The sequence below is a fragment of the Paenibacillus medicaginis genome, from assembly GCF_042138635.1.
GTDB classification, from domain to species: domain Bacteria; phylum Bacillota; class Bacilli; order Paenibacillales; family Paenibacillaceae; genus Paenibacillus; species Paenibacillus medicaginis.
In genome coordinates, this window is record NZ_JBHIRY010000002.1 from 1 (window position 1) to 26,767 (window position 26,767).

Annotated in this window: 26 protein-coding genes and 1 other RNA gene; 25 read left to right on the forward strand and 2 right to left on the reverse strand. The window is 52.3% G+C overall.

From position 1 onward, the window contains the following. The first annotated feature begins 165 nt into the window (after positions 1-165). The 20 genes from floA (at position 166) to rnpB (ending at position 19,684) form a co-directional block, all read left to right on the forward strand. Positions 166-1,167, forward strand: coding sequence for a flotillin-like protein FloA (gene floA, locus ACE5LO_RS02535; RefSeq protein ID WP_375518518.1), 1,002 nt, complete (start codon positions 166-168; stop codon positions 1,165-1,167). 34 nt (positions 1,168-1,201) lie between these two features. Beyond that, entirely contained in the window at positions 1,202-1,747 is a 546-nt protein-coding gene (locus ACE5LO_RS02540; protein WP_375518519.1) for a hypothetical protein, read from the forward strand. A 240-nt stretch (positions 1,748-1,987) separates the two neighbouring features. After that, positions 1,988-2,281: a sporulation protein YqfC gene (yqfC, locus tag ACE5LO_RS02545; protein WP_375353732.1), complete on the forward strand. Its 294-nt coding sequence runs from the start codon at positions 1,988-1,990 to the stop codon at positions 2,279-2,281. Then, complete coding sequence (gene yqfD, locus ACE5LO_RS02550; RefSeq protein ID WP_375518520.1) at positions 2,278-3,471, forward strand: sporulation protein YqfD; 1,194 nt, start codon at positions 2,278-2,280, stop codon at positions 3,469-3,471. Before yqfC ends, yqfD begins: the two co-directional genes overlap by 4 nt. A 6-nt stretch (positions 3,472-3,477) precedes the next feature. Continuing rightward, positions 3,478-4,449 (forward strand): PhoH family protein, encoded by a 972-nt coding sequence (locus ACE5LO_RS02555; RefSeq protein WP_375518521.1) that lies wholly within the window; start codon positions 3,478-3,480, stop codon positions 4,447-4,449. Between the two features lie 15 nt (positions 4,450-4,464). After that, positions 4,465-6,714 carry an HD family phosphohydrolase gene (locus ACE5LO_RS02560; protein WP_375518522.1) on the forward strand — a complete coding sequence of 750 codons (2,250 nt, stop codon included), beginning with the start codon at positions 4,465-4,467 and terminating at the stop codon, positions 6,712-6,714. Positions 6,715-6,751: 37 nt separating this feature from the next. Then, positions 6,752-7,249 carry an rRNA maturation RNase YbeY gene (gene ybeY, locus ACE5LO_RS02565; protein WP_375518523.1) on the forward strand — a complete coding sequence of 166 codons (498 nt, stop codon included), beginning with the start codon at positions 6,752-6,754 and terminating at the stop codon, positions 7,247-7,249. Continuing rightward, on the forward strand, positions 7,249-7,626 hold the full coding sequence (locus ACE5LO_RS02570; protein ID WP_375518524.1) for a diacylglycerol kinase family protein: 378 nt from the start codon (positions 7,249-7,251) through the stop codon (positions 7,624-7,626). Before ybeY ends, ACE5LO_RS02570 begins: the two co-directional genes overlap by 1 nt. A 50-nt stretch (positions 7,627-7,676) precedes the next feature. Further along, positions 7,677-8,090: a cytidine deaminase gene (locus tag ACE5LO_RS02575; RefSeq protein ID WP_375353740.1), complete on the forward strand. Its 414-nt coding sequence runs from the start codon at positions 7,677-7,679 to the stop codon at positions 8,088-8,090. A 60-nt stretch (positions 8,091-8,150) separates the two neighbouring features. After that, positions 8,151-9,053, forward strand: a complete 903-nt coding sequence (gene era / locus ACE5LO_RS02580; protein WP_375518525.1) for a GTPase Era — start codon at positions 8,151-8,153, stop codon at positions 9,051-9,053. 94 nt (positions 9,054-9,147) lie between these two features. Further along, a complete protein-coding gene (locus ACE5LO_RS02585; RefSeq protein WP_375518526.1) occupies positions 9,148-9,285 on the forward strand; it encodes a YqzL family protein in 138 nt (45 codons plus the stop codon). 53 nt (positions 9,286-9,338) lie between these two features. Beyond that, complete coding sequence (gene recO, locus ACE5LO_RS02590; RefSeq protein WP_375518527.1) at positions 9,339-10,100, forward strand: DNA repair protein RecO; 762 nt, start codon at positions 9,339-9,341, stop codon at positions 10,098-10,100. 372 nt (positions 10,101-10,472) lie between these two features. Next, the gene (gene glyQ, locus ACE5LO_RS02595) at positions 10,473-11,360 is read left to right on the forward strand and encodes a glycine--tRNA ligase subunit alpha (protein ID WP_375353745.1); all 888 of its coding nucleotides are present in this window, start codon (positions 10,473-10,475) and stop codon (positions 11,358-11,360) included. Continuing rightward, positions 11,353-13,428, forward strand: a complete 2,076-nt coding sequence (gene glyS, locus ACE5LO_RS02600; protein WP_375518528.1) for a glycine--tRNA ligase subunit beta — start codon at positions 11,353-11,355, stop codon at positions 13,426-13,428. Before glyQ ends, glyS begins: the two co-directional genes overlap by 8 nt. 177 nt (positions 13,429-13,605) lie before the next feature. Further along, positions 13,606-14,076: a YaiI/YqxD family protein gene (locus ACE5LO_RS02605; protein WP_375518529.1), complete on the forward strand. Its 471-nt coding sequence runs from the start codon at positions 13,606-13,608 to the stop codon at positions 14,074-14,076. Positions 14,077-14,116: 40 nt separating this feature from the next. Beyond that, positions 14,117-15,937, forward strand: a complete 1,821-nt coding sequence (gene dnaG / locus ACE5LO_RS02610; RefSeq protein ID WP_375518776.1) for a DNA primase — start codon at positions 14,117-14,119, stop codon at positions 15,935-15,937. 40 nt (positions 15,938-15,977) lie between these two features. Further along, positions 15,978-17,114: an RNA polymerase sigma factor RpoD gene (rpoD, locus tag ACE5LO_RS02615; protein ID WP_375353749.1), complete on the forward strand. Its 1,137-nt coding sequence runs from the start codon at positions 15,978-15,980 to the stop codon at positions 17,112-17,114. Between the two features lie 232 nt (positions 17,115-17,346). Continuing rightward, positions 17,347-18,105 (forward strand): tRNA (adenine(22)-N(1))-methyltransferase, encoded by a 759-nt coding sequence (locus tag ACE5LO_RS02620; RefSeq protein WP_375518530.1) that lies wholly within the window; start codon positions 17,347-17,349, stop codon positions 18,103-18,105. After that, positions 18,081-19,196: a Nif3-like dinuclear metal center hexameric protein gene (locus tag ACE5LO_RS02625; protein ID WP_375518531.1), complete on the forward strand. Its 1,116-nt coding sequence runs from the start codon at positions 18,081-18,083 to the stop codon at positions 19,194-19,196. The genes ACE5LO_RS02620 and ACE5LO_RS02625 overlap by 25 nt, the downstream gene beginning before the upstream one ends. An 88-nt stretch (positions 19,197-19,284) precedes the next feature. Further along, positions 19,285-19,684: RNase P RNA component class A (gene rnpB / locus ACE5LO_RS02630), an RNA gene on the forward strand. A gap of 103 nt (positions 19,685-19,787) precedes the next feature. Here the strand turns inward: rnpB and ACE5LO_RS02635 are convergent. Continuing rightward, positions 19,788-20,996, reverse strand: a complete 1,209-nt coding sequence (locus ACE5LO_RS02635) for an aminotransferase-like domain-containing protein (RefSeq protein WP_375518532.1) — start codon at positions 20,994-20,996, stop codon at positions 19,788-19,790. A gap of 221 nt (positions 20,997-21,217) precedes the next feature. Beyond that, the gene (locus ACE5LO_RS02640; RefSeq protein ID WP_375518533.1) at positions 21,218-23,122 is read right to left on the reverse strand and encodes a S8 family peptidase; all 1,905 of its coding nucleotides are present in this window, start codon (positions 23,120-23,122) and stop codon (positions 21,218-21,220) included. Between the two features lie 181 nt (positions 23,123-23,303). Here ACE5LO_RS02640 and ACE5LO_RS02645 point away from each other — a divergent pair, with 181 nt between their 5' ends. From ACE5LO_RS02645 to ACE5LO_RS02665, 5 genes are all read left to right on the forward strand, one after another. Then, a complete protein-coding gene (locus ACE5LO_RS02645; protein WP_375518534.1) occupies positions 23,304-23,810 on the forward strand; it encodes a YpuI family protein in 507 nt (168 codons plus the stop codon). Positions 23,811-23,959: 149 nt separating this feature from the next. Further along, entirely contained in the window at positions 23,960-24,184 is a 225-nt protein-coding gene (locus ACE5LO_RS02650) for a DUF1540 domain-containing protein (RefSeq protein WP_375518777.1), read from the forward strand. A 56-nt stretch (positions 24,185-24,240) separates the two neighbouring features. Beyond that, on the forward strand, positions 24,241-24,612 hold the full coding sequence (locus ACE5LO_RS02655; protein ID WP_375518535.1) for a hypothetical protein: 372 nt from the start codon (positions 24,241-24,243) through the stop codon (positions 24,610-24,612). A gap of 168 nt (positions 24,613-24,780) precedes the next feature. Continuing rightward, positions 24,781-25,461, forward strand: coding sequence for a lytic transglycosylase domain-containing protein (locus ACE5LO_RS02660; protein WP_375518536.1), 681 nt, complete (start codon positions 24,781-24,783; stop codon positions 25,459-25,461). Between the two features lie 130 nt (positions 25,462-25,591). Beyond that, a complete protein-coding gene (locus ACE5LO_RS02665) occupies positions 25,592-26,767 on the forward strand; it encodes a cysteine desulfurase family protein (protein WP_375518778.1) in 1,176 nt (391 codons plus the stop codon).

The following is a 26,767-nucleotide window of genomic DNA, read 5'->3' on the forward strand; positions in this document are numbered from 1 at the left end:
CCACCAAAAAAGTTTCGACCTTAGACCTGTCCATTACCAGTATTGATGGCAGAGCAAGACTTCAAACGCACAACACACCATTTTCATCTTTGGTGGTGGTCGTCAGACCATGTTAGTTTTGAACACGCACTTAAAGATACCTAAATAAATTGGAGGGTGATGAGAATGGGTTCAGGTTTGGTTAGTTTTTTGCTGATTGCCGTCGTGGCAGTCATTGTGCTTAGCGTTTTTTTTAGCTTTTTTCCGGTCATGCTGTGGATTTCCGCACTTGCCTCGGGGGTGCGGATCGGAATCATTACCCTTGTTGCGATGCGCTTGCGCCGGGTAACCCCAAGCAGAATCGTAAACCCGCTGATTAAAGCGACCAAGGCCGGGCTGGGTCTGACGATTAATCAGCTGGAAAGCCACTTTCTTGCCGGGGGTAATGTCGACCGTGTCGTGAATGCCCTGATTGCGGCCCAGCGCGCCAACATTCCGCTGGAATTTGAACGAGCCGCTGCCATCGATCTGGCGGGACGTGATGTGTTGCAGGCGGTGCAGATGAGCGTCAACCCGCGTGTCATTGAGACGCCTGTTGTTGCTGCGGTGGCCAAGGACGGTATTGAGGTCAAGGTTAAAGCGCGTGTTACCGTACGCGCGAACATCGACCGGCTGGTCGGGGGAGCCGGCGAAGAAACGATTATTGCCCGTGTAGGCGAAGGCATCGTTACCACGGTTGGTTCCAGTGCGACACATAAAGATGTGCTGGAAAATCCCGATTCGATTTCCCGGACGGTGCTGTCCAAGGGACTTGATGCCGGCACGGCATTTGAAATTTTGTCCATTGATATCGCCGATGTGGATGTAGGCAAAAATATCGGCGCCTTCCTGCAGACGGAGCAGGCGGAAGCGGATAAGCGGATTGCGCAGGCGAAGGCTGAAGAGCGTCGCGCCATGGCGGTCGCGCAGGAGCAGGAAATGAAGGCGCGTGTCGTTGAAATGCGCGCACGTGTGGTGGAATCCGAATCCCAGGTGCCGCTTGCCATGGCAGAGGCGCTGCGGAGCGGAAATCTGGGTGTCATGGACTATATCAACATGCAGAATATCGAAGCAGATACACAGATGAGAGAGTCGCTTGGCAAGCCGAATGACAGCACCGGACCGAACCATCCGAATGAGCGTGGTTAAACAGGCAGAGTCCGTAGGAAAGCGGTGATGCAGAATGATTGAATGGATAGTGCAACACCTGTATCTGGTAGCCGTCATCGTTTTTGCCCTGCTGTCGTTTTTGGGCAAAGCAAGTCAGGGCAAAGAAAATAAAAGACGGGGCAGTGGTGGAATGCCGACGTTCGGTGGCCCTGCTGAAGGTTTTCCGAGCAGAGGCAAAAAGCGGAACGATGGGGACAAACCGCAGCCGCAATATACGGTTCCGGACAAAGACTTCAGCGAGCAAGGATATGATGAGATTGAGCCGGCCCGAGGAATGGCAAGAAACGCTGCCAGGGATGACCTTGATGAAGGGGTGTCCGTGGAATATGCCGACGCGGAGTCGACGCTTGAAGGACGAATCCGTGCCATGGAAGAGGAACGGCAGCGGGTACTGCAAAGACTGGACCGCATTTCCGGCGGTGATATGGCCGTATACGGTGAGGATGACCGGGGAACCGAGGGTCGTTCCCGCTTTCGGACATCTGATATCCGCAGCGGAATGATCTGGTCGGAAATATTGTCTCCTCCCAAAGCGAAACGCCGGAGAAGAGGCGTGTAATTAATAGGTCAGCCAGAATTTCTGGTTGGCCTATTTTTTGTACGTAGGTGTCTATGCACGGAACAGCGGAGAGGACGAAGCAATTCCGGAAAAGCGCAGCGTTCGCCTTTGGCCCGAAGGGTCAACAGCGATTGTAGGAATGCTTCGTTCTCGGAGCGTCTCAGAAGATGCTGGATACAGCTTCATATTTAACACGGATCAAGCATAAGTTGTTTAGTACAGGAAGGGGGACTTACCCGAATGACCCGGATCAGCCGCAAGCTGCGCAAATGGACCAGTGAGGCGCTGGACTTGCCACAGGATATTCTTTTGGATATGCCGCGCTTGACTTTGATCGGCAGCAGGCAGTTGTATATCGAAAATCATCGGGGTGTCCTGAATTTTACTCCGGAAGAGCTGCTGCTTGCCCTCTCCCGCGGAAGACTCCGGATAGGGGGCAGCGGCCTTGTGATCAGGAGCATATTGCCTGAAGAAATCAGCGTGGAAGGCGAGATTATGTCGGTCCACATTGAAAGAACGGGGGAGGAGCTGTGAGACAACCGGCTTTATCCCGCCTGCGCGGTACGGTCGTTATGGAAGTGACAGGCGGTCAAGTAGAAAGCTTTGTAAATCTGCTGTCAGAGCGGAAAATCCCGGTGTGGGACGTCAGGCCGCTGGGCGGGAACCGGGCGGAAATGAAGCTCCTGCTTCCGGATGTATTCTCCCTGCGTCCGCTGCTGCGGCGGACAGGCTGCCGGATGCATGTTACCCGCAGGTCAGGATTTCCCTTTACGCTTGCGCGTCTTGGACGGCGGAAGTTTTTTGCCGCAGGCGTCCTGCTTTTTTTTCTGGGCATCTATATGATGTCCTCACTGGTATGGACGGTGCAGGTAAAGGGGAACGAGAGCCTGACAACGGAGGAAGTGCTGCAGGCCGCCCGCGAAGAAGGAATCTATCCTATGCAGTGGAGCTTTCGGTTGCCGGGACAGGACAAGCTGGCCAAAAATATGTTGCGCAGGCTGCCGGATGCTTCGTGGATCGGATTGGAAAAGCAGGGGACCGTCATTACGATTCAGGTGGTTGAAGCATCAAGGGCGGCACCCAGGCCGTTGCTTAATCCGCGCCATCTGATCAGCAACGCAGATGCGGTCATTACCGAAATTTATGCCGAGCAGGGAAGACCTGTCGTACAAAAAAATAAAAGAGTCAAAAGAGGCGACATTCTCATTTCCGGCACGCTCGGGGATGAAGTGAATCAGGAGCAGGTTGTGGCCAAGGGGCAGGTTCGTGGACTCGTCTGGCATGAATATGAGATTTCCACCCCTTTGGTTCAGCGAAGCTCGGCCTACACCGGTGAGAGCAGGGAGCGGCTGTACCTTGTGCTGGGCAAGCGGGCCATCCAGCTCTGGGGATACGGCCAAGAACCCTATTCGACATCGGATACCGTGACCGAATACGATCCTTTGACCTGGCGCTCCTTGAAGCTTCCTGTCGGCTGGATGACGGAAAGGGTGATGGAGACCCGCGAACAGAAGCACGCAGTATCTGAACAGGCTGCCAAGGAGATGGGTTTGGAAAGGGCGAAGGCCCATATTTTGGCGAAATACGGGAAGGGAACAAAAATTTTAGCACAAAAAATTTTGCATGAGAACAAAGAGAATGGTAAAGTTTATATGAAAGTGCTGTTCGAGGTAGAGCAAGATATTGTGGAAGAGCTTCCATTAGTTTATAACCGAGGAGATTGAGGCTATTTGGCTGAACAAAATCACAGCATACGAATTGCATTGCACAATGCGGGAGAGGGACAGGCTCTTTTCGGCCCGCAGGATTCTTTCTTGAAATTAATTGAAACGGAGATTCCGGCCAAGATCGATTCCCGGGCGGAGGAGATCGCCATTTATGGCGCGCCGCGCGCGGTTGAGGTTCTGGAACAGTTGTTTGACGTGCTCTTGCAGCTGATCCGCAACGGGTTTGTTCTTAGTGAGCGGGATATCCATTATGCTATAGATCTGGCGAAGGATCTGAGAGCAGATCAACTGCTTGACCTGTTCAAGGGCGAGATTACCACCACCTTCCGCGGCAAACCGATCCGGGTGAAAACGATTGGCCAGAAGCACTATGTGACAACGATCAAAAAGCGGGATGTCGTCTTTGGCATCGGTCCGGCGGGGACAGGCAAGACATATTTGGCCGTGGTGCTGGCCGTTGCCGCACTTAAGGAAGGCTCTGTCAAGCGGATTATTCTTACCCGGCCTGCCGTGGAGGCGGGCGAAAATCTGGGCTTCCTGCCAGGGGATCTGCAGGAGAAGGTCGATCCCTATTTGCGGCCGCTCTATGACGCTCTGTATGATGTTATGGGACCGGACCAGACAGCCAAGGCGCTGGAGCGCGGACTGATTGAAATTGCTCCTCTTGCCTATATGAGGGGGCGTACGCTGGATGATGCGTTCATTATTTTGGATGAGGCCCAGAATACGACACCAGAGCAGATGAAAATGTTTTTGACGCGCCTTGGTTTCGGCTCGAAAATGGTCATTACAGGCGATGTCACCCAGATTGACCTGCCCCGTGGCAAGAAATCGGGATTGATCGAAGCGAAAACCATTTTGAATTCCATTGAGGAGATCGGGTTCGTGCAGTTTGCGGATGAAGACGTCGTGCGCCATTCCCTGGTTCAAAAAATCATTGTAGCCTATGACCGTGCTGCCGAAAATCAAGTATAGAGAGGGATTGTCTCTATGGCTCCGAAAGAACTGTCGAAAGGCACCAGCAAAATGACCCAGTATAGAATGAACGGATGGAAGTATAGCGTGGCTACACGCTATCTTCTGTTTTTGTTTTTGGTGATTCTTTTCTATGTCAGTCTTGCTCCGGGCCTGCTGCCCGAACGTTATGACATCCGGGTAAATACGCCGAGCGAGAAGAACATCGTGGCTCCGATGCAGCTGCCCAACAACAAGGCTACACTGCAGGCACAGGAGCAGGCTGCCGAAAGAGTGCAGGACATTTATACCATTGTGCCGATGCGTAACGACAACCTGGTGACATCCATTTTGGACCGGATCGACCGTCTGAATCAGGATGACCAGATCTCGGATGATGACAAGGCAGCGATTTATAAAGAGGAAATCCCGCAGCGGGCAGCGGATTTTGTGAATAATTTCGTGAACAACAGCAAAAAGGCGGATGCTTACCCGGACAAGCTTCTGGATGAGGTGCTTGAAAAGACGAGAGAGCAAACCTACAGAATTCCCGAGGAAACCTTTATCAAAATTCCGCGTTTGTCTTCTGACAACATTACGGAGATGAAGCTGGTGGCCCGTGAGATCGTCACCAGGCTCATGAATGACCAGATTACGGATGCAACGACGGCGAGAGCCAAGGTAGCCGAGCTGGTGAGCACCAGCTCGCTCAGCGACCGCATCTCCCGTGAAGTCGTGCAGGAGCTGGCAAGGCTTGCTGTCACGGCGAACAAGTTCTACGATGATGAGGCGACGAAAGCAGCCAAGGTCGAGGCGCGTGAAAATACGCCCACCGTATATATCGATCAGGGGGAGATTCTTGTCCACAAAGGCGAGATCATTACCCAGGATATTTATACACTGCTTGATGAGAACAATTTGCTCAAGGACGAGATCAACTATTGGCCGCAGTTCGGACTGTTGATGCTTTCCTGTCTGCCGGCGCTCGGGCTGCTTGTATTCATCCGGCAGTCGGATTCCCGCCAGTTCAAATATAATAATGCGCAGCTTCTTATGCTTGTACTCATTTTCATCATTACCATCGTCGTCCTGCTCCTCGCCAATACGTTGCAGACGAGTGAACGGTATTATACCGGGTATTTTGCCCCGGTAGCGATCGGTGCGATGCTGGTTACGCTGCTGCTGGACAGATCGCTGGCGTTTATATGCACAATCATCATCAGTATACTGTCCAGCATCATTCTTAATGTACGGCAGGGACAAATTTTTGATTTTAATTACGGTTTTTTTACGTTTGTGGTGTCCCTTACTGCCATTTTCACCATTCACCGTGCCAGCCAGCGATCCACCCTGTTCAAGGGAGCGATTATGGTATGCATTTTCGGGGCGCTGTCTGTGCTCTCTCTCGTGTTAATTGGTCAGGGAAGCTGGAACCAGCTAACCACGCTCTATTCGGTCGTAGGAGCCGTTGTCGGCGGGATGCTTACAGCCATACTGGTCATCGGGCTGATGCCTTTCTTCGAGTCGACGTTTGGCATTTTGTCGGCACTCAAGCTGGTGGAGCTGTCCAATCCGAATCATCCGCTGCTGCGGAAGCTGTTGACCGAAACGCCTGGCACCTACCATCACAGCGTTATGGTCGGCAACCTGTCCGAGGCGGCTGCGGAAGCGATCGGAGCCAATGGATTATTGTGCCGTGTCGGTTCATACTATCATGATGTAGGGAAAACGAAACGCCCTTCGTATTTTATCGAAAATCAGAACGGGATGGACAATCCTCATGATTCGATCGATCCCAAGCTCAGCAAGTCGATCATCATTGCCCATGCCCGGGACGGTGTGGAAATGCAGAAGGAATACAAGCTGCCAAAGCCGATCAGGGATATCGCAGAACAGCATCACGGGACCTCTTTCCTGCACTTTTTCTATCACAAGGCATTAAGACAGGCGGAAGAGCGGGGAGTTGAGCCGGATTTCACTGAGGATGATTTCCGCTATCCAGGGCCCAAAGCCCAATCCAAGGAAGCGGCCGTGGTAGGCATTGCCGACAGTGTTGAGGCTGCGGTGCGGTCGCTGCGCAAGCCAACGGTGGAGCAGATCGAAACGATGATCGGGAAAATTATGAAAAGCAAACTGGATGATCAACAGTTCAACGAATGCGATCTGACGATGCGTGAGCTGGACATCATCTCGCAGACGCTGAAAGAAACTGTGATGGGCATCTTCCATTCCCGGATCGAATATCCGGAAGAAAAACCGAAGGAAGCTAATGAAAAGCTGCAGTAACAGGAAAGATTGGCACGCAAAAAAAGGAGCGTAAAGTATGAGCCTTCAATTGGTATGGAGCAATGAACAGGAAGTTTTGAATATCAGTGAATCGCTGATTTCCACCCTGGAGGTGATCCTGCGTAAAGCGGGGGAAGCTGAAGGAGTGCATGATGGCGAAGTGGCTCTGACCTTTGTCACAGATGAGCATATTCACGAGCTGAACAAGCAGTATCGCGGCATCGACCGCCCGACGGATGTGCTTTCCTTTGCCATGAATGAAGGGCTGGAGGATGAACCGGAGATCGTCTATGAGATCGGGGAAGGAGACGCTGAGCCGGATCTTCCCGAGGTGCTTGGCGATATTATTATTTCCGTGGAGATGGCGAAAAGGCAAAGCGAGGAATATGGCCATTCGTTGGAAAGAGAGCTTGGTTTTCTGTTTGTTCACGGCTTTCTGCACCTTCTAGGCTATGATCATCAGGATGATGACAGCGAAGCGGAGATGATGGGCAAGCAGGAGGTTGTGCTCGCAGAAGTGGGGTTAACTCGCTGATGAAACCGGCCCATTCGTGGAGATCGACATTTCGTTATGCCCTGGAAGGGATCGGCTACACCCTTCGCACGCAGATAAATATGAGGGTGCACGCAGTCATCGCTCTGGGTGTTATTGCGGCGGGTATCGTGTTCCGTATCTCCCGGATGGAATGGCTGTTTATTCTGGCGGCTTGCGCTTTCGTCATAGCGGCGGAGCTATTCAACACCGCCGTTGAGGCTGTCGTTGATCTTGTCAGCCCCAAAGTTCATCCGCTAGCCAAGGCCGCTAAAGACGCCGCCGCCGGAGCTGTGCTGCTGGCTGCGGTTTTTGCTGTCATTACAGGGGGGGTTGTGTTTTATCAACCTGTGTTGACCATGCTAAGGCATTTGCTGTAAATTGCTTCACAGCGAGAATATTTATTTTAAATGGTGGGGAGTCGGTTGGAATGGATCCAATGTTGTTAATGCAGGAAGCGGTCAAAGCACGCTTGAAGGCTTATGTGCCTTATTCCGGTTTCAGTGTGGGCGCCGCGCTGCTGGATGCCGATGGCAAAGTCCACTACGGATGCAATATTGAAAATGCTGCCTACGGGCCGAGCAACTGTGCCGAACGAACAGCACTGTTCAGCGCGGTGGCCCAGGGGCAAAAGCCCGGGAGCTTCAAAGCGCTGGCCGTGGTCGGAGATACGGAGGGTCCTATTTCCCCGTGCGGTGTATGCAGGCAGGTTATAGCAGAGCTCTGTCCCCCTGACATGCCGGTTTATTTGGGCAATTTAAAAGGGGACATGCAGGAGACGACCCTTGCCGAGCTGCTGCCGGGAGCATTCGGGCCATCCGATCTGGGCAAAGAGCGGCCGTAACCGGGCACGATATCGAAAATAAACAAGAACACACGGACGCTGGGCGTCGGAGGAACGAATATGAGTAAAGCTAAATTCAGATCAGGCTTTGTCGCGATCGTCGGCAGGCCGAATGTCGGCAAATCCACCTTGATGAACCATGTGATCGGCCAGAAAATCGCGATCATGTCGGATAAGCCGCAAACAACCCGCAATAAAATACATGGGGTGTACACAACGCCGGAAATGCAGATCGTGTTTCTGGATACGCCTGGCATTCATAAACGGCAATCCAGGCTGGGTGATTTTATGAACCAGACTGCTCTCAACACTCTGGGCGAAGTGGAAGCCGTACTGTTCCTGGTGGACGCATCGGAGGGCATGGGGGGAGGAGACCGCTTTATCGCCGAACAGCTTAACAGAGTGTCTACTCCTGTCATTCTGGTGATGAACAAAATAGATAAAATTGAGCCGGAAGCGCTGCTGCCGCTGATTGAAGAATACCGGAAGCTGTATGATTTTGCGGAAATCGTGCCGATCTCGGCCAAAATGGGTAACAATGTGAACCGCCTGCTGGAGCAGATCGACAAATATTTGCCCGAAGGTCCGCAGTATTATCCGGAAGACCAGGTAACGGATCATCCTGAGCAGTTTGTTATTGCCGAACTGGTCAGGGAGAAGATTTTGCACATGACCCGTGAGGAGATTCCTCACTCCATAGCCGTCATGATCGAAGATATGCGGGCTGAGAGCAATGGTGTTGTCCATATCTCGGCTGTCATCTACGTGGAACGGGATTCGCAGAAAGGCATTATTATCGGCAAGCAGGGCGCTATGCTTAAAGAGGTAGGCAAGCAGGCGCGTCAGGATATTGAGAAGCTGCTGGGGTCGAAAATTTTCCTGGAGCTTTGGGTCAAGGTGAAGAAGGACTGGCGCAATCAGGAGCGCGTACTGCGCGACCTTGGCTTCCATCGCGACGCCTGATCATAGCCATTTATTGCTTGGCATAGTTTCCCGGTCATCGAGCATCCTATCTCGTAAATGCGAGCGTCATTTCCGAAGGAAAGGATGAATACGAATGCGAGATTTTTCGTGGAAGTATTTTATGATGACTGGAGATGTCGATGCGTATTTGCTGTACAAAGAAGCTGCTGCACGGGGAGAGCAGACAGTGGCAGGAACAGAACCGGACGAACAGGAGGAAGCCGCAGAATAGGCTTTCGGTATAATGGCTTTTGCAATATGCAAAAGCTCATGGGGGATGGGGAAATGCTTTATAAATTGGAAGGCATCGTCATCCGCAGCATGGACTACGGCGAGGGGAATAAAATCATAACATTGTGCACCGAACACGGCGGCAAGGTTGGAGTGCTCATACGCGGCGCGAAAAAGCCAAAGAGCCGCCATGGCGCTCTGGCCCAGCCGTTTACATACGGCCAATATGTTTTTTTTCGCAATACCGGGCTGGGAACGCTGAACGCCGGTGAACTGATCGACTCCCATCATGGACTTCGGGAGGACATCTTCAAGGCGGCCTATGCATCCTATGCCTGCGAGCTGCTGGACAGGGTGCTGCAGGACGAGGATACGGGAGCCTTCTGGTTCAGGCAGATCAAGGCCTGCCTGGAAGCGCTGGAAAGCGGCAAGGACCCGCAGGTCATCATCAGCATATATGAACTCAAGATTCTGCAGGCTGCAGGTTATGCCCCGCAATTGGATAACTGTATTTCCTGCGGAAGAGAGTGCGGTCAGCAAGAGACGGAGGAATGGATCAGCCCAAGTCTGGGGGGCGTGCTCTGCAGAGCCTGCAAGCATTTCGATCCTGCTGCCGTCCTTGCAACTCCCCGTGCGATGAAGCTGCTGCGGCTGTTCGCCCGTCTGGATTTGACCCGGCTGGGCAATGTGAATGTCAGCGAAGCGACGCGGGATGAGATTAAAGGCATGATGCGGCGATTTATGGATGCACAGCTCGGAATGCAGCTCAAATCCCGCAATTTTCTTGAACAGTTGGACAGGTATGATATTCAGTAACTGAACAACCTCTAATAATTTTTGTGTTTGACTAATATGTTATTATTGTGTACTATGTATTGTAATTATCTCTTATAATGAGACATGCAAAGATCGGGAAAGTAACTGTTGATCTTCTCTTCAAGCGAGTCAGGGATGGTGAAAGCCTGGCGGGAAATATCAGTGAAACGGCACCCGGGAGCATGAATGACACGGAAAGCGGATTGCAGGCTCCTTTATAGGAGCAGCAGTCAAGTAGGGTGGAACCGCGGGAGTGAGCTCTCGTCCCTACGTCTGTACAGGCGTAGAGGGACGGGGGCTTTTTCACATGCGTCCGTGCCGTAACTCCCTGTACATGCTCCGCAACTATTTTAGGAAAAGAGGCATGTATTCATGAATTTTCAGCAGATGATTCTTACGCTTCAGCAGTTCTGGTCTGAACAAAACTGCATCATCGTGCAGCCTTATGACACGGAAAAAGGCGCTGGTACGATGAATCCGATGACCTACCTCCGTTCCATCGGGCCCGAGCCGTGGAATGTCGCTTATGTGGAGCCTTCCCGCCGTCCTACTGACGGGCGCTATGGCGAGAATCCGAACCGGCTGTACCAGCATCATCAGTTTCAAGTTATTTTGAAACCTTCACCGGACAATATCCAGGAGCTGTATCTCGAAAGCCTGCAGCGCCTTGGCATCAATCCGCTTGAGCATGACATCCGCTTTGTGGAAGACAACTGGGAAGCTCCGACGCTTGGCGCATGGGGACTCGGCTGGGAAGTATGGCTGGACGGCATGGAAATTACCCAGTTTACGTACTTCCAGCAGGTCGGCGGCATTGACGCCAGTCCGGTAGCGGTTGAGATCACTTACGGAATGGAACGGCTCGCATCCTATATTCAGGAGAAAGAGAACGTATTCGACCTGGAGTGGGTTGACGGGGTAACCTATGGCGACGTATTCCATCAGCCTGAATACGAGCATTCCAAATACACCTTCGAGGTGTCGGACGTGAAAATGCTGTTTACACTCTTCAATATGTATGAGGAAGAGGCGAACAAGGCGATGGCTCAGCATCTGGTGTTCCCGGCGTATGATTATGTGCTGAAATGCTCCCATGCCTTCAACCTTCTCGATGCGCGTGGTGCGATCAGTGTGACCGAGCGTACCGGTTATATTATGCGCGTGCGCAACCTGGCCCGCCAGGTCGCGGCAACGTATTTAGAGGAGCGCGAGAAGCTCGGCTTCCCGCTGATGAAGAAGAGAGGTGCGGAGCATGTCTAAAGATTTGCTGTTTGAAATCGGCCTTGAAGAAGTGCCGGCCCGCTTTATCCCTGCTGCCATTGCCCAATTGAAGGAAAGAATGACTCAGTGGCTGGACAGTTCCCGGATAGCGCATGGCGCTGTTGAGGGATACGCGACGCCGCGCAGATTGGCCGTTCTTGTTCGCGAGGTGGCGGAGAAGCAGGAGGATGTGCAGGAGGAAGTCAAAGGGCCTTCGCGCAAGATCGCACAGGATGAGCAGGGGAACTGGAGCAAGGCCGCGCTCGGTTTTGCCCGCAGCCAGGGCGTTGACCCGGAGCTGTTCACCTTTAAAGAACTGGGCGGAGTAGAATACATTTACGCAACCAAGAGCAGCATCGGTGTTCCAACGTCAGAGGTGCTGGCGGAAGGGTTGACGGGCATTCTGCATGCCATGACGTTCCCGAAATTTATGCGCTGGGCATCTTATGATTTCAAATTTGTAAGACCGATCCGCTGGCTTGTGGCCATGTACGGAACCGATGTCATCGGTGTGGAAATCACCGGCGTCAAAGCAGGGAATGTCACCCGCGGCCATCGTTTTCTCGGCCAGGATGCGGAAATCGCCCAGCCCGCCGCTTATGTGGAGACACTGCGCGGTCAGCAGGTCATCGTCGATATCGAAGAGCGTCAGCGCATGATCCTGGAGCAGATTGAAGCCCTTGTAGCGGAGAAAAACTGGAAAATCGCGGTAAAGGATGATCTGCTCGCGGAAGTGCTCTTCCTGGTTGAAACGCCGACAGTGCTGTTCGGCACATTCGATTCTTCCTTCCTGAACATTCCGCAGGAAGTGCTGATTACGTCGATGCGAGAGCATCAGCGTTACTTCCCTGTGCTGGATGATAAAGGAGAACTGCTTCCTTATTTCGTGACTGTACGCAACGGCGGCAAAGACTCGCTGGATGTGATTGCGAGAGGGAACGAGAAGGTGCTGCGCGCACGTCTGTCGGATGCGAAGTTCTTTTATGAGGAAGATCAGAGACTGGAAATCAAGGATGCGGTCTCCAAGCTGGAGAGTATTGTATTCCATGAAGAGCTGGGAACGGTCGGCGATAAGGTACGCCGGGTGCGTCGTATTGCCGATATGCTTGCCCAGCAATTGGGCGCTTCTGCTGATACGGGGGAATCTGTTAGCCGTGCCGCCGATATTTGTAAATTCGACCTCGTAACCCAAATGGTATATGAATTTCCCGAGCTGCAGGGGGTTATGGGTGAGGATTATGCCCGCAAGGCCGGAGAAAAAGAAGAGGTGGCGAAAGCGGTATTCGAGCATTACCAGCCGCGGTTTGCTGGTGATGACGTTCCTTCAACGCTGGCGGGTGCGATTGTCAGCATTGCGGATAAGCTGGATACCATCACCGGCTGCTTCTCGATCGGCATTATTCCGACCGGTTCCCAGGACCCTTACGCATTGCGGCGTCAGGCGGCGGGAATCGTACAGATTGTGCTGGAACGCGAGCTGTCTGTCGGATTGCCGGAGCTGTTCACAATTGCGCTGGACATTCATCAGAATTTCGGCAGCATGAAACGCTCGGCCGACGAAGTGCGTAAAGATTTGCATGAGTTTTTCGGACTTAGAGTGAAAAAATTGCTGTCTGAAACGCTGCGTTATGATGTGGTCGACGCGGTGTTCAGCGCCGGTTATGATGATGTTGCTTCCGTCGTGGGGCGTGGTGCTGCATTAATGGATGCAATGCAGTCAGGCGAGGCTTTCAAGAATACGGTGGAATCCTTTAACCGAGTCGGCAATCTGGCAGCCAAGGCCGTGCATGCATCCGTTAATCCTGAAGTGTTTGCGGATGCCGGGGAGAAGAACCTGTATGCCGCCTGGCAGGGCGTGCATCAGCCTTATCTCGAGGCGCTCGGTCAGCGTAAGACTGCAGAAGCGCTGGCTCTCGCCGGTCAGCTGACCGCTGCCGTAACCTCATTCTTTGATTCCGTCATGGTGATGGCTGATGATGAAGGAGTCCGTAATAACCGGCTGGCGCTGCTGGCTGTCATTCATGGGGACCTTAAACGGTTTGCCGATTTCTCGAAGCTGGTCTGGTAGAGATAAGTATCTGCTGGCCCAAATGTAACCCGCTTAGGAAGATAGAGGGATAAATAAAATACGGAACGATGCTGCTTACGCATCGTTCCGTATTTATGGTTATAGAATTATAAATTTTCAGCGGAGCTGAACCATTCTATAGTTAGACTTTCTTCAGGGAAAGCGGCGGTGAGGGCTATGAAGCTGGGCGACCGGCGTATTGTCGTGGATGGAGATGCCTGTCCGGTCAAAACTGAAATTGCGGCAGCGGCAGCCCGGTTTCAGATGGAGGTTATACTGGTATCTTCCTTTGATCATCTTTTACAAGGCGGCACAGGCATAACGGTTGTCACTGTCGACCGCAGTGATCAGAGCGCGGATCTGTATATTGCCAATCATGTCCGTCGTGGAGATGTGGTGGCAACGAATGATTACGGGTTGGCCGCGCTGGCGCTGGCCAAAGGCTGCAGCGTGATTTCTTTCCGGGGGACGCCGTACAGTGATGAATCGATTGATTTTATGCTTGACCGGCGCCATATTTCCGCCAAGGAGAGGCGGCGCGGGAGGTATGGCAAAGGCCCTAAAGTCTTCACAGAAGAGGACCGTATAATGTTTCAACATAAATTGACAAAACTTTTAACAGACTTGCAGGAGAATGAGTTGGAATAGCGAATATATTTACGTGCTTAAAGAGATGAAGGTGGTTGAAATGAGTGCCGGACATGGCAACATCCCGGAGCATATCATTGAATCGGTGCTGCAGCAGCATGATATCGTGGATACGGTAAGCAAGTACGTGCATTTGACCAAACAGGGGAAGTATATGAAAGGCCTCTGCCCTTTTCATTCTGAGAAAACTCCTTCTTTCACGGTGACGCCCGAGCGCCAGATCTTCTACTGCTACGGCTGCGGCAAGGGAGGAAATGCCATCAAATTTACGATGGAAATCGAAGGATTAACCTTTCCCGAGGCCGTCAGGTCGATGGCGGAAGAAAGTCACATTCCGCTCGGAGATTGGCAGAGCCGCGAATCAACCCACCAGCATCCCGAGGTGGAACGGCTGCTGCAGGCATACGAGGTAACTGCAAAGCTGTATCATTTTCTGCTTAAAAATACGGAGTATGGCAAAGCCGCAATGGAATACCTTCGGTCACGGGGATTTACCGACAAGATCATCGACCAGTTTCAAATCGGTTATGCTCCCAACCGTTGGGATACGCTTGTTCAATTTTTGGAGAAACGTTCCTTTGATTTTGCGGAAATGGAGAAGGGCGGACTGCTGTCGGCCCGTCATGAACAGGATGGCTATGTGGACCGTTTCCGTGATCGTGTTATATTCCCCATCTGGAACCGGAACGGCAAGGTGATTGCCTTCGCGGGCCGGATCATCGGGGAAGGGCAGCCGAAATATCTCAATTCGCCGGAGACCCGTTTGTTTAACAAAAGCCGCACGCTGTACAATCTTCATCAGGCCAAGCCGGCCATCCGCAAGCTGAGGCAGGCGGTTCTTTTTGAAGGGTACGGTGATGTGATCGCGGCCTGGGAAGCCGGGGTTCAGAATGCGACGGCTGGAATGGGCACGGCGTTAACCGAGCATCAGGCCCTGATGCTGAAAGGGCTGTGCGATGAAGTCATCATCTGTTACGATGGCGACGCTGCAGGACAAGCCGCCGCGCTGAAGAACTTCCCTATACTGGAGAATGCGGGGCTGCATGTGAAGGTCGGACTGTTGAATGAAGGGATGGATCCGGATGATTTCATTCGCCAGTACGGGAGTGACCGCTTTAAACGGCAAATCATTGACGGCGCCGTTTCAACGGTTAAATTTAAGCTTATATATCTGAGGAAAAACCATATACTGCTAGAAGAAGAAGGAAGGATCGCATATTCCCGTGAAGCGTTGAAGATTATTGCGCCCTTATCTTCTCCGACAGAGCGTGAGGTTTACCTTCGCGAGGTATCCTCGGAAGTCAAGGTGGATTACGAAACGCTGAAGCAGGAGTGTAATTTGCTCAGGCAGTCGCTGCAAAAAAAACAGCAGGCTGGGGATAATAACGAGAAAAGGTGGAATAATGGTAGGCATAAAAAGGGCCACATTCCGACACCAAATTTGCTCCCCGCCTACCATGCGGCTGAACGGAGGCTGCTGTCCTGGATGCTTCAGGATACCGAAGCCGCCCGATACGTTGAGGATCACCTGGAGGATGCCTTTAATATTGAGGATTATGCGGCAATAGCTGCATATCTATATGCATATTATGCACAAGGCAAACCGCCGGACTCCAGCCGGTTTATAGCTTCCCTCCATGATGACCGTCTTGAAAAAACGGTCAGCTCCATCGTCATGATGGATACACCGGGAATGTGGTCGCCGGAAATTTTGGATGACTGTATCCGGGAAGTGAGGAAATACCCGCTGCAGCAGCTGCTGGATCGGAAGAGGGAAGAAATGGTTGCGGCCGAACGTTCCGGTGATGTTCTGGGGGCGGCCAAAATTGCAAGTGAGATTATAGCCCTAGAGAGACAATAAAAGGTAGGTCGGATGTTTCTAGGGAGGAGGGAGTCGAATTATGGCGAATGATCAGCATACTGAACTAGAAACGGAATTAACGCTGGATCAGGTGAAAGATCAGTTAATTGAAGTGGGCAAAAAGAGATCTTCTCTGAATTACAAAGACATCATGGAAAAACTGTCGCCATTTGACCAAGATCCCGAACAAATGGATGAGTTTTACGAGCAGCTTGGCGACATGGGAATTGAGGTTGTCAACGACAGCGATGAGGATCTTGCAACCATACGCCAAGGTGATGATCCGGATAGAAGTAATGACAGCGACGATTTCAATTTTGACGATGATTTGAGCTTGCCGCCGGGCATCAAAATCAATGATCCTGTCCGTATGTACCTGAAGGAGATCGGTCGTGTACCACTCCTGTCTGCGGATGATGAGGTGGAGCTGGCGAAACGGATTGAGAAAGGCGACGAAGAAGCGAAGCGTCGTCTGGCGGAAGCCAACCTGCGTCTCGTGGTCAGCATTGCCAAACGTTATGTGGGCAGAGGTATGCTGTTTCTGGACTTGATTCAGGAAGGCAACATGGGCTTGATCAAAGCTGTCGAGAAATTTGACCACAGCAAAGGCTACAAATTCAGTACCTATGCGACCTGGTGGATTCGTCAGGCCATTACACGTGCGATTGCCGACCAGGCCAGAACGATCCGGATACCTGTTCATATGGTGGAAACGATCAATAAGCTGATACGCGTGTCACGCCAGCTGCTGCAGGAGCTCGGCCGTGAGCCATCGCCTGAAGAAGTGGCGGCTGAGATGGAGCTTAGTGTAGAAAAAGTGCGGGAAATTATGAAGATCGCCCAGGAGCCGGTGTCGCTTGAAACACCGATCGGGGAAGAGGACGACTCGCATCTTGGAGACTTCATTGAGGATCAGGAGGCGCTGGCGCCTGCGGATGCTGCCGCCTATGAATTGCTTAAGGAGCAGCTTGAAGATGTGCTGGATACGCTAACTGAACGGGAAGAGAACGTGCTTCGCCTTCGTTTCGGTCTTGATGACGGCCGTACCAGAACACTGGAGGAAGTCGGCAAAGTATTCGGCGTCACGCGCGAACGGATTCGGCAGATTGAAGCCAAGGCCCTGCGCAAGCTTCGTCATCCAAGCCGGAGCAAACGTCTCAAGGATTTTCTCGAATAGCGTGATAAGCGGACCTTCTGCGGCTTAAGTGCAGAGGGTCCTTTTGCATTTCACTGCTGGCAGGGCAAAGGAGAGTCACCTGTTTTCTTTTGTCATATTTTCCTTGATTTGTTTTATTGGGTTTTATTTTAGCTCTTTTGCATCCGTAATGCAAATCATCTTTGACGTTCTGGCGACAAGGAAATGCTATGTCTTTACTGTATAGAAAAAAGTGGATTGTGTGGGTGGCTTCATGAAATTATCACAGCGTTTGCAGTATATATTGGAACAAATCCCGCCCGGCAGCGTGCTGGCCGATATCGGCTCAGATCATGCGCTTCTGCCGGTGGCGGCTGTAGAGAGCGGAAGAGCATCCAAGGCCGTCGCGGGCGAGGTTAATGAAGGCCCGTTGCGTGCGGCCAGGAAGCAGGTGGCGGATGCAGGCCTTGCGGACAGGATCGACGTGAGGCACGGTAACGGTCTGCAGGTGCTGGACGACGGCGAGGCTGACGTCATTACGATAGCAGGCATGGGTGGTGCGCTTATAGCGACTATTCTGGATGAAGGGACGGACAAACTGCGCGGTGTTCGCCAACTGGTGCTTCAGCCGAATGTTGGAGAAGATATGCTGCGAAAATGGCTGCTTCACTCCGGTTGGGTGGTCACATGTGAGCATATTCTGGAGGAAGACGGGAAAATATACGAGATTCTGACTGCGCTCCCTGAGTCGCAAAGTCCGTTGTCGCAGGAGGACCTGTATGCGCAGGTTCAGCTTGCAGGAGGCTGTACTCTTACATCCGCTCTGCTTCTGCGCATGGGCCCCCATCTGGTAAAGGCGCCAAATGAGGTGTTTTTCAAAAAATGGCAGGGGGAGATTGCCAAGCTTCAATCGGTGCTGAAGCAGGTGGAACGGTCAGAGCTGGAATCCGCGCGGGAGAAAAGGGAAGAGCTGCAACGGCAGATCGAACAATTGGAGGAGGTGCTTGCATGTTTGCAAAAGGACAGACCGTAATTCAATATATGGAACAGCTGGCTCCCAAGCATTTGGCCGTGCCGGACGACCGAATCGGGCTTCAGTTCGGCAGCCTGCAGAAGGAGATCAAGCAGGTGCTGATTGCCCTGGATGTAAACGACGAAGTGGTGGAAGAGGCGATCAGCCTTGGGGCTGATTTGATCATCGCACATCATGCGATTATTTTCCGGCCGCTGAAAACCTTGAACACCGACCAGCCAGCTGGCAAGCTGTATGAGAAGCTGATTAAAAACGATATCGCTGTTTATATCAGTCATACGAACCTGGATACGGCCGAGGGGGGCATGAATGACTGGATGGCTGCAGCGCTGGGGATTGAAAGCTCGAGTACGCTGGAGGATGTGCACACAGACCAATTGTTCAAGCTGGTTGTGTTTGTACCCAAAACCCATCATCAGCAGGTTCTGGACGCCGTTCTTGGAGCCGGGGCAGGCCATATCGGCAATTACAGCCACTGCAGCTTTAATATAGAAGGCATTGGCACTTTTGTCCCGCAGGAGGGCACCAATCCGTTTGTGGGGCAGCAGGGCAAAATGGAGCGGGCGGAGGAGATCCGGCTGGAGACCGTGGTTCCGGCAGGCATACGAAGTAAGGTGATTCAGGCGATGCTGAAAACGCACCCGTATGAAGAGGTCGCCTATGACCTGTATCCTATGGATCTGAAAGGACGGACCTTCGGATTGGGCCGTGTCGGCAAATTGAAGCAGTCCTGCACGTTGCGCGAATTTGTGGACATGGTCAAAAAAGGGCTGAAGGTTCCCCATGTTCGTGTTGTCGGAGACCTTGACCGGGTGGTTAAGAAAGCGGCTGTCCTTGGCGGCTCCGGCAGCCGTTATGTGAACAAGGCACTGTATAAAGGCGCCGATGTCATCGTTACCGGAGATATTGACTATCATACAGCACATGATGCGCTTATGGCCGGGATTGCGATCATTGATCCCGGCCATAACGCCGAGAAGATTATGAAGGAGCAAACCGCAGGCTGGCTTCGCGTCAAGCTGGAGGAAAGCCGTTACGAAACCAGGGTGCAGGCATCGGCAGTGGATACGGAGCCGTTCCGTTTTATGTAATCAGCCATTGCCAGACAAAGGGCGGATTTCCAGGTAAAATAATCTTGTGCCCTTTGCCCAAAACCTGTATACTATACAATGTTGTGCGAAAGTTTGACAGACAATCGCTGGCGGCGCAAGCCGCGAGAGGAAAGTCCGGGCTCCACAGGGCAGGATGCTGGATAACGTCCAGTCAGCGCGAGTTGAAGGATAGTGCCACAGAAATGGACCGCCGATGGCCGCTATGCGGCACAGGCAAGGATGGAACCGAGGTGTAAGAGACCCCGAGGAACGCTGGTGACTTCGTTCCTGGTAAACCCCATCTGGAGCAAGACCTAATGGGACACAGCTTCTTCGAGAAGCAGCCTTAGCCCGAGGCGTGTCCGGGTTGGTCGCTGGAGCTGTACAGTAATGTACGGCCTAGATAGATGATTGTCACTTGTGGTGGGAGGGTAGTTCCCGTTTGGACCACGAAGAGTACAGAACCCGGCTTACGGAAAACTTTCCAAACTGCAACCTTTGAAATACCTTCTAACTGATGAGCAACCTATATCAAACAAGGCCGTGCCCCGGAATTCCGGTTGGCACGGCCTTGTTTTTTGGTTTGCGGTTTTAAACAGATACAGCAGCGGCCGCATAGCTCCGAAAAGCGCGATCCATACGTTCGATGGCCTCGGGCAGCAGATGCGGGTCCGTATGTGTGAAGTTAACCCGCATCCGGTTATAGCCTGAACCGTCGCTATAAAACACCTGGCCAGGCACGAATGCCACCCCTTCGCGGACAGCATGCTGCAGCAGAACGTCAGCTTTGACATGCTCAGGCATCTGTACCCACAGGAACATGCCTCCCTGCGGCTCTATCCAGGAGACGCCTTCCCACTTGCGCTCTTGCATTAGAGAGGTCATTTTAATCATGCGGGCATAGTATTCGGCCGACACAGTCCGGATGTGGCCCTGTAGATCAAAGAAACCGAGCAGTTCATGAAGCGCGCGCTGATCGATAAGACTGGAGTGCAGGTCCGAGGCCTGCTTTGCTTTGGCAGCCATGCGGATAATCGACGCATCGGCCATTACCCATCCGGAACGGACGCCAGGAGCTACCGTTTTGGAAAATGTGCTGGTGTAGATTACATTGCCGTTGTCTCCGTACTGCTGATCGATAGAGTACAAGGACGGAAAATTAACATCTGGATTGAACTTCACTTTTCCGTATGGATCGTCCTCAAAAATGAGCACCCTGTGCTTGCGGCACAGTTCGACCACAGCGTTACGGCGTTCCAGACTCCATACATTGCCCCCCGGATTGGAGAAAGTAGGGATGACATAGACAAATTTCGGATGGTGACGGAGCAGCTTGGCTTCCAAATCGTCAGGCAGCATACCGTGTTCATCCGTCTCCACGGCGACAGGGACAGCCTGGTACGACTGAAATACCTGCAAGGCGGACAAGTACGTAGGCGCCTCTACAAGAATTACATCTTCCGGGTCCAGAAAAATACGGGCAATCAGATCAATGGATTGCTGGGAGCCTGTCGTCATCAGCATTTCGTCGGGTTGTACCCGGCAGCCGTCAGCAGCCATCTGTTCGCAGAGACGCTCGCGCAGCGGGAGAAAGCCTTCGGTCAAGCCATACTGCAGTGCCGTCCCGCCCCCGCTTAACGCCCGGTCGTACGCCTCGCGGATCGCAGCGACAGGAAAAAAGGCCTCGGCAGGAAGTCCGCCAGCCAGAGACAAGATATCCTTGCCCTGAGTTACTTTCAGAATGTCTCTTACTGCTGACGAACCCAAATGCCGGGTCATGGTTGAAAAACGCTGTGTCAACTTCATCATCTCCTGAACGGGTTATGAAACAAGTGTCATGTACTGTACTGATTTTCCGTATAGTATAAGGTATATATACGGCAGAAGACAAGCTTCAGGAGGGATTAAAGCTGCTGTGCAGCCTCGTTGCTGAAAGCCGTACGGCTTCTCCGGATCGCAAACCCGTCCTGTAAAGCATCGCAAAAGGCAGACCCGAATGCTTCGGATCTGCCTTTTGTCGGTCATGGATTGAATCTGCTCAGTATTGATTCCAGCCTGCTGCGCAGATGCTGCGGCCACAGCTGCAGCGGAGCGCCCTCGCCTTGTGCTGCGCTGAGCGCCTTGTACGAGTCGATTTGCCCATACCCGAAATACTTATCATGTCCTGCCGCACCCAAATCAATCACGTTATTGCGCAAAATATCCATAACCTCGGTATTTTGCAGCTCCGGATTTTGCGAGCGGATCAGTGCAGCCACTGCAGCCACGTGAGGGCTGGCCATGGAAGTTCCGGACAAGGCGGCGTATTGACTGCCCGGAAAGGTGCTGGCGATGTTCGTTCCGGGCGCGGCCACATCGATGTAATCCCCGTAGTTGGAATAGGAGGCCCGTTTCATGGATGAATCTGTAGCGGCAACGGCCAATACCTCAGGGTATGCCGCCGGATAGCCGGGTCGCTCCGTGTTATCATTGCCTGCTGCCGATATAAGCACGACATCCTTGTTATAAGCATATTTGATGGCTTCATGCAGAAATTGCGAGTCTGCATAATTGCCCAGGCTTAAATTAATGACCTTGGCGCCGTGATCTGCGGCCCAAATGATGCCCTGTGCCACAGAATAGGTCGTGCCTGAGCCGGAATTGTCCAAAACCTTGACAGGCATTATCTTGTTATACCAGGTCATGCCTGCCACACCTTCATTGTTGTTGACCAGCGCGGATATGATGCCTGATACATGGGTGCCGTGACCGACATCATCATAGGGCTTGCTGGCAGGATCAATAATGTTGTAGCCCTTGACAAACTGTCCTTTCAGATCCGGATGATCCAAATCCGCGCCGGTATCCACGACAGCTACCATGACGTCCTTGTTGCCTCTGGACAAATTCCAGCTGCGGTTCGCTTCAACTGCCGGTAAATTCCATTGGTACTGTGAGAAAAGGATGTCATTGGGAACCGATACGGCCTTGGTTTCCTTTACTGTTTCATCATTGGTTAAATACATGTAATGCGGCTCGCTGTAGAGCGGACTCCACTTCTTATCAAAATACTGCTTCAATTGCTGGTAATTCATATTGCCGGAACGAAAGATATAGGTATCCCCAAGCTTTTGTCCCTCCTGTTTGCTGTGCAGGTCACGTCGGATTTGTTTCAGCCGCTCCTTTCCCGGCTGGCTCCGGAAGCGGACGACGATTTCATTTTCATAAAAATGGCTGGCATTTTCGTTGTCATGCCCGGTTTTGACGGTGATGTCCTGCAGCGTGTTCGGATAAACAGACTCAACCTTGAAGCGCCCTTCACGGGGATAGGGAATCATCCGGAGATTGCGCCGCTGGTGCTCCTCGACGGCATTAAGAACCTGCTCGTTGAAGACGCCGATCACGGCATGTCTGCCATCATTCGAAGGCTCGGCCAGGATGAAGTAGCGGTCCTTTCCGGCCAGAAGCGACGGGGATTCATAGGATTTGCCCCGTTTTACCGCTTCTTTGGCGGCCTGAATACCCGAGCGGACAGGCTGAGCCTGTCCCGCCGCATCCCGGTCGAGCTCGGGTCCGGCAATCTGACGGGAGCGGCTGTTATGTCTGTCCAGCCAAATCAGCGCGTGCAACTGATGGTGGCTTTTTTTCATGTCCTCCCCATATGTGGAAATGCTGCCGTCGCTGCTGCTGTTTAGAACACCCATCATGGCATGAAGATGGCCTTTTGCATCGTGTCTGAGCAGTTTCCTGGTCGTGTTGATATCCCCGGACAGCAGCGTCTTTTTCATTTCCATTTCCGTATCCCGCCTGTCCGGTGTCCGCACGGAAAGAGTCTGAGGAGCTTGAGGCTGCTTCTGCCTGCTGCCGTTCCAGGGTAGAAGCACGCCAACAACCAGCAGGGCGGCGGCAACCCCTAAGGTTGTTTTGATCCATCTGTGACGGGACATATCAGGTCCTCCTGTAAATCGAAATTTGGGTACGCTTAGCGTTGGAAACTTCGCAGTTTTTTATACCGTTTGTCCGTCGTTTATGGTAGGATTATTACTGAATTTAGGGTTGACGTTTAAACGGGATGATACCGGGTAAACCATTATTGAAGGAATTGATTAGAGGGGGAGAGCTGCATCTATGTCAGCAGTCAATGTACAAAAATTATGTGAGTCCACTCGGGAGAAGCTAACATTTGCCGTCGGGCGGATTGAATTGTTTCTAAATGAGCATGCCTTGCCACAGATGAGTGGGGGACAGGAGGAAGAGACGGTGCAGTATTACAGGGGATTTCTTTCGGATCTCCGCCACCTGCTCGTTTTCTCCGAAGTTTCTTATGAAAAGCTGGGCATCGCTTTACGGCGTGCCAATTTTGATGTCGATTTTGCCGAAAAGGCTCTGTATAATGTGTACCATGACTGTGTGAACAGCTTCTTCTATCCCAAGAACGAATCCTATGTAGAAGATGGTCGTTATGCTTATACAGGTCAGGATGCCATACGCTTCCGCAGAACCGTTCTTCCTGAAGTGCGGACGGTTATTATGGACATTACCAGAACCTATGAGGAGCTTCGCGACGATCTTGCCTATTACGAAAGCGACTACCTGACCCAACGCCGGATGCAGAGCCGGCGCACTCACGCATAATAACAAATGTAAAGCCGTTGATGGTTATACCGGACTGAACCTGGTAAACTGTCGGCGGCTTTTTTGGTGCATGTTTGTTATCAACTCCCATGCGGTATGCGGCATACGGGCAAGCGGGAAGGGACATAATGAGCCTTGAGGTGATAAATATGAGCCATCAGGACAATCCATCAGTCCGGTGCAGTGTATCTAATTGTCATTATTGGGGACAAAACAACATCTGCAAGGCGGATGTCATCATGATTGACGTTGACCGCCATGCAGGCAGAAAGCTGCAGGAGGAATACGCGGGGGAGATGTTCAGCACCAGCGAACACGAGTACGCTGAAAATTCTGCGGCTACCTGCTGCCACACCTTTAAACCAAAAAAATGAAAGTAGTCAGGCCATTCTGTTAGTCCTCACACAAAATGCGGAGGTGCAGCAATCTTATGGATGACAATAACCGAAAGGGTAAAATTTCGGATAACCCGCCGCCCAGAGCTCTTGTCGTGCGTGACCGTGTGGACTATCCGCGAAAGGATCACCGGGAGGAATATGCGGCCGAAGTGGCGCCCATTAGGCCGGCAGAAGACAGAAGAGAAGTGGAGGAAAGCGGCACAAAGGGCAAAACGGCAGGTTATGCAGGCATTGCATTGGGCATTCTGGCGTTGTTCATGTGGTCTATTGTGCTTGGTCCAATCGCAGCGATTCTTGGCTTCTATTCCTTCGCCAACGGCAAGAGAACCTTGGGCGGATGGGCTATCGGTCTTGGGCTGGTGGCGACGATCAGTTATTTCGTATTTATTCCGTTCGTCCGATAGCTGCAGTGCAGAGGATTTCAAACGAAGCAGCTCCTCCCTGAAAAGGGACGGGGCTCTTTTTTTCGACAAAACCTCTGGCAGACGCTAACAAAAAGTTGTATCATAAGCAATAATGCCGTCAGCTCAGGAATATCGTTTAATACCTGTCAAGAAAGTTGGGAATTATACATGCAAATAGATCCGCGTGTGTCGAAGCAGGCTGTCGATATGCCATTGGTGAATAACGCAAATCCAAGCGAAGCACGGGACAGCGGTTCCGACTTTGCCAGTTTGATCGCTCAGGTTGAACAGCAGCCGGGGGAGAGTGCACCTCAAAGCGCAGTGACAAGGGAAAACGGTCTGTTGTGGCTGCAGCTTGGCTCTGCTATAGGATCACCTTCCTATACGGCTTCACTGGACGGTGCAGCATCTTCAGGAGAAACATTCAGCCCTCCTACAGCATTCGATTCGTTGATTGCGGCGGCCAGCAGAAAATACGGCGTACCTGAATCCCTGATCAAGGCTGTCATCGATACCGAGTCCTCTTTTAACCCGTATGCCGTTTCATCAGCAGGGGCAAAAGGGCTGATGCAGTTGATGGATGCGACGGCCCAGGGACTTGGAGTCAGCGATGCTTTTGATCCCGCTGAGAATATTGACGCAGGTGTCCGTTATTTGTCCTATCAGCTGAAGCGCTTTGGCGGTCAGGAGAATATGGCGCTTGCAGCTTATAATGCAGGCCCGTCCAAGGTAGAGCGGCTTGGAATATCCAGTGACGCGGAATTGATGTCCGTGCTGGATCAGCTGCCGGTTGAGACACAGAATTATGTGTCCAAAATTCAAAACGCCCGTGCGAAATTTTCTGGCTAGAATGCTGCAGTGAATGAATGTTTCTGAACCGGATGTGGGTCTGCTAAAGGATCAATACGGGGAAGCCTGCTTGGACGAGCGCTCCTCTATTGGTCTTTTTGTTTTGGGCGCAAGCAAAGGAGGCAATCAGTTGTTATATTTTGATCACGCGGCAACGACCCCTCCTTATGAGGAGGTTGTGGAAACGGTCGCAGAGTTGATGAGAAGGCACTATGGGAACCCGTCTTCCCTGCATAAATACGGCGAGGAAGCCGGCCAATTGCTAAAGCGGGCCCGTGAAGTATGTGCCGCCGCGCTGGCGGTCAAGCCAGGGGAAATTATTTTTACGTCAGGAGCGACAGAAAGCAATAATCTGGCTGTGAAGGGTGCGGCACTGCAATACGCATCAAGAGGCCGGCATCTTGTTACAGCGGTCACTGAGCATCCCTCCGTATTCGAGAGCTGCCGGCAGCTGGAGCAAATGGGCTATGAACTGACCGTGCTGCCTGTGGATGAAGAAGGGCATGTCAGTGCCGAACAGGTTGCAGCCGCCATTCGTAAAGACACGGTGCTGGTCAGCATTATGCATGTCAACAATGAAACCGGGCGCATTCAGCCGATTCATGAAATCGGAGCGCGTTTGAAGGCGGAATTTCCCAAGGTTCTTTTTCATGTAGACGGGGTACAGAGCTTCGGCAAACTGCCAGTCAAGCTTAAAGATTGGGGCATTGACCTGTTTAGCCTCTCCGGCCATAAAATCCGTGGAACGAAGGGTACGGGGCTGCTTTATGTAAGGGAAGGGGTAAAGCTCTCCCCGCTGTTGACCGGGGGAGGACAGGAGTTTGACCTGCGGGCGGGCACAGAGAACGTACCCCTGATCGTAGGCTTGGCCAAGGCGGTACGGATGGCCGCGGAAGGACGTGAGCGGTTTGCGGCCGCAGTATCCGGATGGCGTGACATCATTATGGAGGCCGTGCGTCAAAATCCGGCGCTGGAGCTGAACAGCGGAACTGAAGCTCCGCATATCGTGAACTTTTCCCATCCGGCCATGAAGGCGGAGGTTATGCTGCATACGCTGGAGTTACTTGGTGCGGCTGTATCGACCAAATCGGCCTGTTCCTCCAGGCTCGCTGAGCCAAGCCGGGTGCTGCTCGCCATGGGCAGAAGCGGAAATGCCGCTTCAGGCGGCATCCGCATCAGCTTCGGAGACAGCCATACAGCAGATGAAATCAGGCAGCTTGCCCTGGCCATACAGGAAATGACAACACGGCTGAAAACCGTTGAAAGACGACTTTTTGAACAACCTCTTGAAAGGTGGGAATCGTAA

What these genes read in the sequence shown, in the direction of transcription:
- floA (WP_375518518.1), top strand. Translation starts at nt 166, where the DNA reads ATGGGTTCAGGTTTGGTTAGTTTTTTGCTGATTGCCGTCGTGGCAGTC.
- ACE5LO_RS02540 (WP_375518519.1), top strand. Translation starts at nt 1,202, where the DNA reads ATGATTGAATGGATAGTGCAACACCTGTATCTGGTAGCCGTCATCGTT.
- yqfC (WP_375353732.1), top strand. Translation starts at nt 1,988, where the DNA reads ATGACCCGGATCAGCCGCAAGCTGCGCAAATGGACCAGTGAGGCGCTG.
- ACE5LO_RS02560 (WP_375518522.1), top strand. Translation starts at nt 4,465, where the DNA reads ATGGCTCCGAAAGAACTGTCGAAAGGCACCAGCAAAATGACCCAGTAT.
- ybeY (WP_375518523.1), top strand. Translation starts at nt 6,752, where the DNA reads ATGAGCCTTCAATTGGTATGGAGCAATGAACAGGAAGTTTTGAATATC.
- ACE5LO_RS02570 (WP_375518524.1), top strand. Translation starts at nt 7,249, where the DNA reads ATGAAACCGGCCCATTCGTGGAGATCGACATTTCGTTATGCCCTGGAA.
- ACE5LO_RS02575 (WP_375353740.1), top strand. Translation starts at nt 7,677, where the DNA reads ATGGATCCAATGTTGTTAATGCAGGAAGCGGTCAAAGCACGCTTGAAG.
- era (WP_375518525.1), top strand. Translation starts at nt 8,151, where the DNA reads ATGAGTAAAGCTAAATTCAGATCAGGCTTTGTCGCGATCGTCGGCAGG.
- ACE5LO_RS02585 (WP_375518526.1), top strand. Translation starts at nt 9,148, where the DNA reads ATGCGAGATTTTTCGTGGAAGTATTTTATGATGACTGGAGATGTCGAT.
- recO (WP_375518527.1), top strand. Translation starts at nt 9,339, where the DNA reads ATGCTTTATAAATTGGAAGGCATCGTCATCCGCAGCATGGACTACGGC.
- glyQ (WP_375353745.1), top strand. Translation starts at nt 10,473, where the DNA reads ATGAATTTTCAGCAGATGATTCTTACGCTTCAGCAGTTCTGGTCTGAA.
- glyS (WP_375518528.1), top strand. Translation starts at nt 11,353, where the DNA reads ATGTCTAAAGATTTGCTGTTTGAAATCGGCCTTGAAGAAGTGCCGGCC.
- ACE5LO_RS02605 (WP_375518529.1), top strand. Translation starts at nt 13,606, where the DNA reads ATGAAGCTGGGCGACCGGCGTATTGTCGTGGATGGAGATGCCTGTCCG.
- dnaG (WP_375518776.1), top strand. Translation starts at nt 14,117, where the DNA reads ATGAGTGCCGGACATGGCAACATCCCGGAGCATATCATTGAATCGGTG.
- rpoD (WP_375353749.1), top strand. Translation starts at nt 15,978, where the DNA reads ATGGCGAATGATCAGCATACTGAACTAGAAACGGAATTAACGCTGGAT.
- ACE5LO_RS02620 (WP_375518530.1), top strand. Translation starts at nt 17,347, where the DNA reads ATGAAATTATCACAGCGTTTGCAGTATATATTGGAACAAATCCCGCCC.
- ACE5LO_RS02625 (WP_375518531.1), top strand. Translation starts at nt 18,081, where the DNA reads ATGTTTGCAAAAGGACAGACCGTAATTCAATATATGGAACAGCTGGCT.
- ACE5LO_RS02640 (WP_375518533.1), bottom strand. Translation starts at nt 23,122, where the DNA reads ATGTCCCGTCACAGATGGATCAAAACAACCTTAGGGGTTGCCGCCGCC.
- ACE5LO_RS02645 (WP_375518534.1), top strand. Translation starts at nt 23,304, where the DNA reads ATGTCAGCAGTCAATGTACAAAAATTATGTGAGTCCACTCGGGAGAAG.
- ACE5LO_RS02650 (WP_375518777.1), top strand. Translation starts at nt 23,960, where the DNA reads ATGAGCCATCAGGACAATCCATCAGTCCGGTGCAGTGTATCTAATTGT.
- ACE5LO_RS02655 (WP_375518535.1), top strand. Translation starts at nt 24,241, where the DNA reads ATGGATGACAATAACCGAAAGGGTAAAATTTCGGATAACCCGCCGCCC.
- ACE5LO_RS02660 (WP_375518536.1), top strand. Translation starts at nt 24,781, where the DNA reads ATGCAAATAGATCCGCGTGTGTCGAAGCAGGCTGTCGATATGCCATTG.